6 protein-coding genes and 1 pseudogene are annotated in these 7,853 nt (G+C 57.3%); 6 read left to right on the plus strand and 1 reads right to left on the minus strand.

Features of this window, described 5'->3' with window-relative positions; translation table 11 throughout:
- The 6 genes from K359_RS55960 to K359_RS0145595 form a co-directional block, all read left to right on the plus strand.
- The coding region (locus K359_RS55960; RefSeq protein WP_051346812.1) for an IS630 family transposase at nucleotides 1-336 on the plus strand (336 nt) is incomplete at its 5' end.
- 390 nt (nucleotides 337-726) lie between these two features.
- Nucleotides 727-1,563: an SDR family NAD(P)-dependent oxidoreductase gene (locus tag K359_RS0145570; RefSeq protein ID WP_029084977.1), complete on the plus strand. Its 837-nt coding sequence runs from the start codon at nucleotides 727-729 to the stop codon at nucleotides 1,561-1,563.
- Nucleotides 1,564-1,816: 253 nt separating this feature from the next.
- Nucleotides 1,817-3,571, plus strand: a complete 1,755-nt coding sequence (gene nifA, locus K359_RS0145575; RefSeq protein ID WP_029084978.1) for a nif-specific transcriptional activator NifA — start codon at nucleotides 1,817-1,819, stop codon at nucleotides 3,569-3,571.
- Between the two features lie 577 nt (nucleotides 3,572-4,148).
- A complete protein-coding gene (locus K359_RS0145580) occupies nucleotides 4,149-4,991 on the plus strand; it encodes an electron transfer flavoprotein subunit beta/FixA family protein (RefSeq protein WP_029084979.1) in 843 nt (280 codons plus the stop codon).
- A gap of 243 nt (nucleotides 4,992-5,234) precedes the next feature.
- Nucleotides 5,235-6,350, plus strand: a complete 1,116-nt coding sequence (locus K359_RS60330) for a GFA family protein (RefSeq protein WP_165125944.1) — start codon at nucleotides 5,235-5,237, stop codon at nucleotides 6,348-6,350.
- 97 nt (nucleotides 6,351-6,447) lie between these two features.
- Nucleotides 6,448-7,122: a 2OG-Fe(II) oxygenase gene (locus K359_RS0145595; protein ID WP_029084981.1), complete on the plus strand. Its 675-nt coding sequence runs from the start codon at nucleotides 6,448-6,450 to the stop codon at nucleotides 7,120-7,122.
- Between the two features lie 445 nt (nucleotides 7,123-7,567).
- On the opposite strand, the pseudogene K359_RS55965 reads toward K359_RS0145595, so the two are convergent.
- Nucleotides 7,568-7,853 (minus strand): annotated as a pseudogene (locus K359_RS55965) (hypothetical protein); the annotation flags it as partial.

The following is a 7,853-nucleotide window of genomic DNA, read 5'->3' on the forward strand; positions in this document are numbered from 1 at the left end:
ATCAACGGCGAAGCCTTCCTTGTCTATATCGAGAAGGCTCTGGTCCCGACCCTGCGGCACGGCGACATCGTCATCATGGACAATCTCGGCTCGCACAAGGCCCACGCCGTGCGTCGCGCCATCCGTGCCGCCGGCGCCCGGCTCTTCTACCTGCCGAAATACTCGCCTGATCTCAATCCGATCGAGCAGTTCTTCGCCAAGTTCAAACACTGGCTGCGCAAAGCCGCACAGCGAACCACCGAGGCCGTCTACGATGCTATCGCTCCGATCCTCGGCACCGTCTCACCGGCCGAATGCGCCAACTACTTCGCAAACGCCGGATATGACCAAAACTAAACTCATCACGCTCTAGTGACGGGCGAACCTGACGTATGGAGCTGGTTACGTCATGTTCTGTACAAGTTGATGCGGCTGTACATTGCGAAAGCGATCCTGACCGATAGTTGCTCGGACGAGAGACGCTGTCCATCCACTCGCTGGTCAGGCTGCGAGCCAGCAAGGCGGGGCGTGCTTTACGCCCTGATCGCGTAGCACGGGCGAGTGCGCGCGGCATTTTTGTAGGTGATAAGCCGTCGCTGTCGCAAAGCATACGCGCCTTGTCGCTAAGCCTCCAACTGTTACGCGAGCGCGACATTAGGACGCAAAAGCGGGGCGCGTTTGCGTGCATAGCGATGGCCCAAATCCTGCTACGTGTCCGCCGACGGCGCTACAGGATGGGAGGCTGGCGTGGGTCTCGATGTGCCAAATGACGATATGGTCGGAGGTCTGTTGTCTGCAACACAGTCGGGTTGTCCCGTGCATGCCTGCCACGCCGGCGTCCACCCGGGAGAAAAGAAGGCGATGTTGCTGACCGGCGCCTCACGCGGAATCGGTCACGCCACTGCCAAGCTGTTTTCGCAGGCGGGCTGGCGGATCATTTCTTGCGCGCGCCAACCGTTCGATCGCGAGCGGTGCCCGTGGGAGTCAGGGAACGAGGATCATGTCCAAGTCGATCTTGGCAATCATCGAATGCTGCCGCGCGTGATCACCGAGGTCAAGAAACGGTTGGCGGGCGCACCGTTGCACGCGCTGGTGAACAATGCCGGCGTCTCGCCGAAATCGTCCAATGGTGGCCGGCTAACGTCGTTGACGACCTCACCCGAAACCTGGATGAGGGTGTTCCATCTCAATCTGGTGGCTCCGATAATGCTGGCGCAAGGACTGTTTGAGGAGCTGAGGGCTGCGTCAGGATCGATCGTCAACGTGACGTCCATCGCGGGCTCGCGGGTGCACCCATTTGCCGGCAGTGCGTATGCGACGTCGAAAGCTGCGCTTGCAAGTCTGACACGAGAAATGGCCCACGATTATGCGCCGCATGGCATTCGCGTGAATGCGATCGCACCCGGCGAAATACAGACGAGTATGTTGTCGCTCGACACGGAAGCGCGTCTCGTGCCAAGCATCCCGCTGCGCAGAGTGGGAACACCCGATGAAGTGGCCAAGGTCATCTTCTTCCTATGTTCGGATGCTGCAAGTTATGTCACCGGCGCCGAGGTGCCGATCAATGGTGGGCAACATCTTTGAAACGGCGAGGCCCAGCAAGGTAGCTGATTTGAACCGAAGTAGTGGAACTTGCGTCTCACGCCGACGTTACGCACCCATTCCGCAAAAGCTGAGATCGAGGCCCTGTGAGTTACCCTCGTGCCATGAAAAGGTGTTACCCTCCTATGTCATCTCGTCAACACTTGGCGCTAGATCGAGCATGACATGCAAAGAAACGCTCGCAAACCCGAACAAGGTGCCAGGGGAGGACGATCAGAACAACGGAGACCTCGTTATGCTGCATATCGCATCCACACGCGAAAGACCTAACTCACAGTCAGAGACGGAGCGCGAGGTCTCGGTCGAACCGCTGTGCGAGAGCGCTCTGACCGGCATCTTCGAAATATCAAGGGTGCTCACTGCACCTTGCCGGCTCGAAGTGACATTGGCCAAAGTGGTCGATCTTCTGCAATCGTTTGTGCAGATGCGACACGGCATCGTTTCACTCTTCGACGATGAAGGGATGCCGGACATCGCCGTGGGAGCCGGCTGGAGCGAGGGTAGTGACGAGCGCTACCGGATGCACTTGCCGCGGAAGGCGATCGATCGGATCGTCGCGACGGACACACCCCTGATCGCCGAGAATGTGGCAGTCGAGCCGGCGTTCAGCGCTGCGGACCTGCAGGTGCTCGGCGCCACAGACAATATGCCGGTGTCATTCATCGGGGTTCCAATTCGTATTGATCCGAAAGTCGTGGGTACGCTGACGGTTGATCGTATTCGGAACGACGGGTCGAGCCAACAACTTGACTACGACGCGCGGCTGCTCGGCATGATCGCCAACCTGGTCGGGCAGACAGTTAAGCTGCATCGCCTGTTCGCCTGTGACCGCGAACGACTGATGGTGGAGAAAGACCGGCTGCAAAAGCAACTGTCAGAGCTTAGACAGCCCGCAAGGGAGCGCAAGAAGGTACCGATCCACGGGATCATCGGCGACAGCCCGGCGCTGCGCGGGCTGCTCGAGAAGATCGCGGTCGTCGCTAAATCGAACAGCACCGTTTTGCTTCGCGGTGAATCCGGTACTGGGAAGGAACTCGTAGCCAAGGCCATTCACGAGTTGTCGTTGCGTGCCAAGCGGCCCTTCATCAAGCTGAATTGCGCGGCGCTCCCTGAGACAGTTCTGGAGTCCGAATTGTTCGGTCACGAGAAGGGTGCCTTTACCGGCGCGTTCAGCGCGCGCAAAGGGCGCTTCGAGCTTGCCGACAAGGGCACGCTGTTTCTTGACGAGATCGGTGAAATTTCGGCCCCGTTCCAGGCGAAGTTGCTGCGAGTTCTGCAAGAGCAGGAGTTCGAGCGCGTCGGCAGTAACCAGACCATCAAGGTGGATGTTCGTGTCATAGCTGCGACCAATAGGAATCTTGAAGAGGCTGTGGCGAGGAGCGAGTTCCGCGCAGACCTATATTATCGCATCAGCGTAGTTCCCTTGATGCTGCCAGCGCTGCGCGAAAGGCGAAGTGATATTCCGTTGCTTGCCAGCGAGTTTCTGAAAAATTTCAACAGCGAGAACTGCCGTACGCTGAGCTTTGAGGCGAGTGCGATCGATGTGCTGATGAACTGCGGATTTCCAGGAAATGTCCGCGAACTCGAAAATTGCATCCAGCGAACAGCCACCCTGGCCGCCGGGCCCTCGATCGTGAGAAATGACTTTGCATGTTGCCATGGCCAGTGCCTTTCCGCGATGCTCTGGAAAAGTACATCGGATGAGATGACAGTCCAGCCTGCACCAACCATGCCAATGCCGGCGAGTCCTGTCACACCCGTGACTGAGGCGGACGCGCCGCTGCCGTCTGTTGGCAGCGAGTTGGCCTCACTGGGGCCTCCCGGCACAGTCCTCGTAAGCGGCGCGAAGATTGCCGATCGCGAACGGGTCATTGCCGCCATGGAAAAATCCGGTTGGGTTCAAGCAAAGGCAGCGCGCTTGCTCGGACTTACTCCGCGCCAGATCGGCTACGCGTTGAGGAAATACGGAATCGAGATCAAGCGATTTTGAGAAGGACACAGGAGCCGGAGTTGCGATCATCACATTGAGGCAAATAGCCGTGGCAGGTTAATCGTCGATGGTTTCGGGGGGGCTGGTCTACCCCTCCTCTGAGGACGGTCCTATCCACGGCAGGTTTTCATGATGGATAGAGACCCGGACAGGACTCGAGAGCTGTGAGCATGAGGTCGCTCGACCGGGAGAGAGGTCGGCTTGCGTTCGACGTGCAGAACACCACCGAGCGTCGATGCGTTCGGTCGTCGTGGCGAGCGGCTTGGTTGATCCATAGTTCAACCGAGATATCAAGCCAACGCCGGCTCGGACGGATTGTATCCGCATCTTGATCGTCTGGAGCAAAACCCACCTCGTTGAGGAGGAACTCTCCCGGGCCGGCTCAATTGCCGATCACGTCGCTCGAACAGCACTGTCGCAGTCGCGACGAGTGTCGACATTGCTTCGTCGGGAGCGTCGGGCGATATCGCCTGGCTCGCCTAAGTCTTTGTATTGTTGAGCTGATTCCGAAATCATGCGCGCTGGTACAACACTTGCTGTTCTTCTTCGCAGCTGTGGCAATTTATGGAGCTGAACTGTGCACAATGTCGTCTGCATTAAACAAGTTCCCGATTCTGCACAGATCCGCGTGCACCCGGTCACCAATACGATCATGCGCCAGGGCGTGCCGACGATCATCAACCCATATGACCTTTTCGCGCTCGAGGCCGCACTGGAGCTACGCGATCGGTTCGGCGGCAAAATAACCGTGCTTACAATGGGGCCGCCGTCGGCTGAAGACTCGCTGCGAAAAGCGCTGACCTTTGGCGCCGATCGCGCGGTACTGCTAACCGATCGTTGCTTTGCGGGCTCCGATACCCTGGCCACAACGTACGCACTGGCAACAGCCATTCGAAAGATCGACAAGGAATATGGCCGGCCAGATCTTATCTTTACCGGCAAGCAAACCATCGACGGCGATACCGCGCAGGTCGGGCCCGGCATCGCAAAGCGGCTAGGCGTGCTTCAGCTAACCTACGTCGCCAAGGTCAGGTCGCTTGATCTCACCGCACGCACAATTGAAGCAGAGCGGCGCTCCGAAGGTGGGGTCCAGGTTCTGCACACCAGGCTGCCCTGCCTGATCACCATGCTGGAGGCGACCAACCAGATTCGTCGTGGCGCCATGGCGGATGCCTTGCGCGCTGCGCGCGCCCCGATCGTGAAATGGAGCGCCCAGGATGCCGGCGTCGAGGACGTCTCAAAATGCGGTCTTAGGGGCTCGCCGACTGTCGTCAAGCGGGTGTTCGCTCCGTCCGCCCGCGCTGAGAAGGCGGCACTGGTTGAAGCGGCCGAACAACCAGCGCAAGCGCTGATCGACGCCATCTTCAAGCATCAACCGAAGCTAGAAACCGAACTCGCGGCGTTAGCCCGCAATGCTTGATCTCAACTGCGTTACTGCTTTCGAGTGACGCGTCGAGTCTGCCGGGCGCATCGTCGCCGCCATAATCAAATGGACATGTTTCCATCGATGCGATCATCAATAGGACCGAGCTCGTCATGCCGCAGTCTGTTGCCGTGAAGGTGCCGGCCCAGGGGAGTTTCACATGCATGGTCAACGCCATCATAGACCGCCTTCCCAACGAAATCGTTGATCAGTTGCGTCACCTTAATAGCTAGAGATCAAATGACGTCTTCTCGCGCATCTGAATTTGCACTGGATCAGCCTCCTCAGATCTCGGTCCATGAGTATTTGACACAGAAAGCGCGAGCGCTGTTCGGCCCCCATCCGTTCGCTGCGGCGATGTCAAAGGACCAGATTGTCAGCCTGATTCCTGAATACCTGGCGATGTCACAGGCGTTCCCATATCTGCAGGCAGGGTCCCAAAAGGACCTTGTATTCGCTGCGATGCATAGCAATCGCGACCTTCCGAGGCATGTTGAACTGACCAGCGTGGTCGCAAATTTCATCTGTTGGGATGAGACGGGTGGTCATAGCCGAGTTCTCCGGGCCGCCAACGCGGCGTTACCCGATATTCTGGCCACCGAACAGTTCCACTCGAACCTATTTAGAAAAGATGCATCGCGACGACTCGGTGGGGCAGTAAAACCCAACTATAGCCCCACAACAAAGCGATATCTGCATTCTCTGTATGCCGGGCTGTCATCGAAAGACCCCGTGGTGCGTTGCGCCTACATGGTCGCATTCGAACTGCATGCTGCGGAGATGATCCAGTCGCTATCGGCCACTGTGGTCAAGACCTTTGATGTGGAGGCAGACGATCTTGAGTACTTTCGGGTCCATGTCGTCGTCGAGGATCCAGCGGAAAAATATCACGGGGAGATGACAAGCCGCCTCATTGGCGAAATTGTCCCGGCTGACAGCAGTAGCCGTTTTTTCGATGAGTTTGATCGAGCCTATCGGCACAGCTTGGAGTGGTGCCGGGATCTGCTCGCAGGGTTTTCCCTCGAAGGCGATGGTGCCGAGATCCGCCACCATGGCCGCTGTCATTGTGGTTCTGTGAAATTCTACGTTCGAGCGCCGCGAGTGCTTTCCGCAGTGCGATGCAATTGCTCAATTTGCCAAATGTTGAAATTTTTACATTTGCTCGTGCCTGGCGACAAATTGGGCATTGAGTGCGGCGAAGAATTTCTCACTTCGTACCAGTTTAATAAGAACGTCGCTCGGCACACGTTTTGCCGGATCTGCGGCGTAAAGCCATTCTACAGGCCTCGATCCAGTCCTTCAGGATTCAGCGTAAATATTGGATGCTTGGATAAACGAACGATCGAAAGCGTATGAAAAGAGGATTTTGATGGCGAGCGTTGGGAGCAGGCCATCCACTCGATGCAGGGGGATAGCGAAGGATCCCTTAAGTCCGAACTTGGAGTAAACGCGAATGGCACGCGCAGTAAATGATAAATCCCGCCTGCTTGCAGAAGAGGCTCTCACAAAATACCGCATAGAGCTGTTGGTTAAGGGGACGGTCTTGATCGCCCCCCAGACCTTGTTCACCGATGATGACTTGGCAAGGGTCGATCAGCTGCAGACCGAGATTCCCGAAGAGGAGGAGGTGCGGGAAGGGGATGCCGGCGATTCACACAGTGTCTTTGTGAAACGCGTCAGGGTAGATCTGCCCGGCCGCCCTCCTAGCAATGCGCATGGTACAGCTCCAGCTCAAATCATCGAGTTACTCGAAAGGAAACACCGTCGCCTCTCGTTGAAAAAGATCTTAGGAGGATGGTCTGATTATGTGATTCGCCGCTGCCAAATGCATCGTATGCCGACCGGATCCTTTGTTGGCATCCATTTGGATGCTGAGAGCGACCCTGATTTCGAGTACGCCGTGATTGTTCAACTCACTAGAGAATTTGAGGGGGGTGAGTTTGTGGTATATCCTAGTGCGTACGAACAACACGTGTTTCGACCACCATTTGGAAGCGTACTTGTTACTACATGCAGGAACCGGCATGAGGTGAAGCCTGTGCACGCTGGGGAGCGTCGTTCACTAGTTTATTTCTGTTCAAAACGCAGCGGCGCGAACCGCCGGATCATCGAGAGCTCTACTAGTTAGCCGATGACAAGAGGTAGCTGGAGGGATCTGTGGATGCATTAAGTAACGGTCAGCTTGCCGGATGAGATCGGCAGAGCATCTCTTCGGGCAGATGTCCGTGAGCTCGTCATTGCTGTGCGCTACAGTGGAAGTGGCCAGATGGAGCCGGAAACCATGACGTTGGCGCCGTTCGCGAGTCGGTACGCGTGGACTGAAAATCTTCCAATCGCCGATCGGCCTAAATCAGGCTCAAGGCAATCGTGGTTCGGAACGAGCTCAATGGAACGGCCCTCGCTCACAGCGGCCCGTGCGGTAGGCTGGATAGCCGATAGCGCCGATGACATTCTCCGCTTGGATCCGCGAATCTGGTCTTCACAACCAATCTCCCACCAGAAGCCGCGCGTCTTAAAGCGCTGTATCACCTCGTGGGGCGTCCTGGAGAAGACCTAGCAGGCTGTTGAAGAACTCAGCCGCGTTCGCAAACGAAGGCTGAATCGTCGCCATTGTGTATGTAGAAGTGACCGACGAGCCTGCCCGCAGTGCCGATCATAGCTCATCCGCGACCGCAGGCGGGGTCATTCTCATCGTGCCCTTCCCATGAGAACTCCGCGCAGGCCGAACCGTCTCGCGCGCCGTAGCGGACATCGAGGAAGCCCTTCAGCGCACCGAAGGCAATTTCACCGTCGGACTTGCCCGTGAAGGTGAGATGCGCCTGTTCGACGAGGTCGAGGAAGTCGCCGTCCCAGTTGGCC

Source organism: Bradyrhizobium sp. th-b2 (genome assembly GCF_000426785.1).
In the GTDB taxonomy this organism is placed as follows: Bacteria; Pseudomonadota; Alphaproteobacteria; order Rhizobiales; family Xanthobacteraceae; genus Bradyrhizobium; species Bradyrhizobium septentrionale.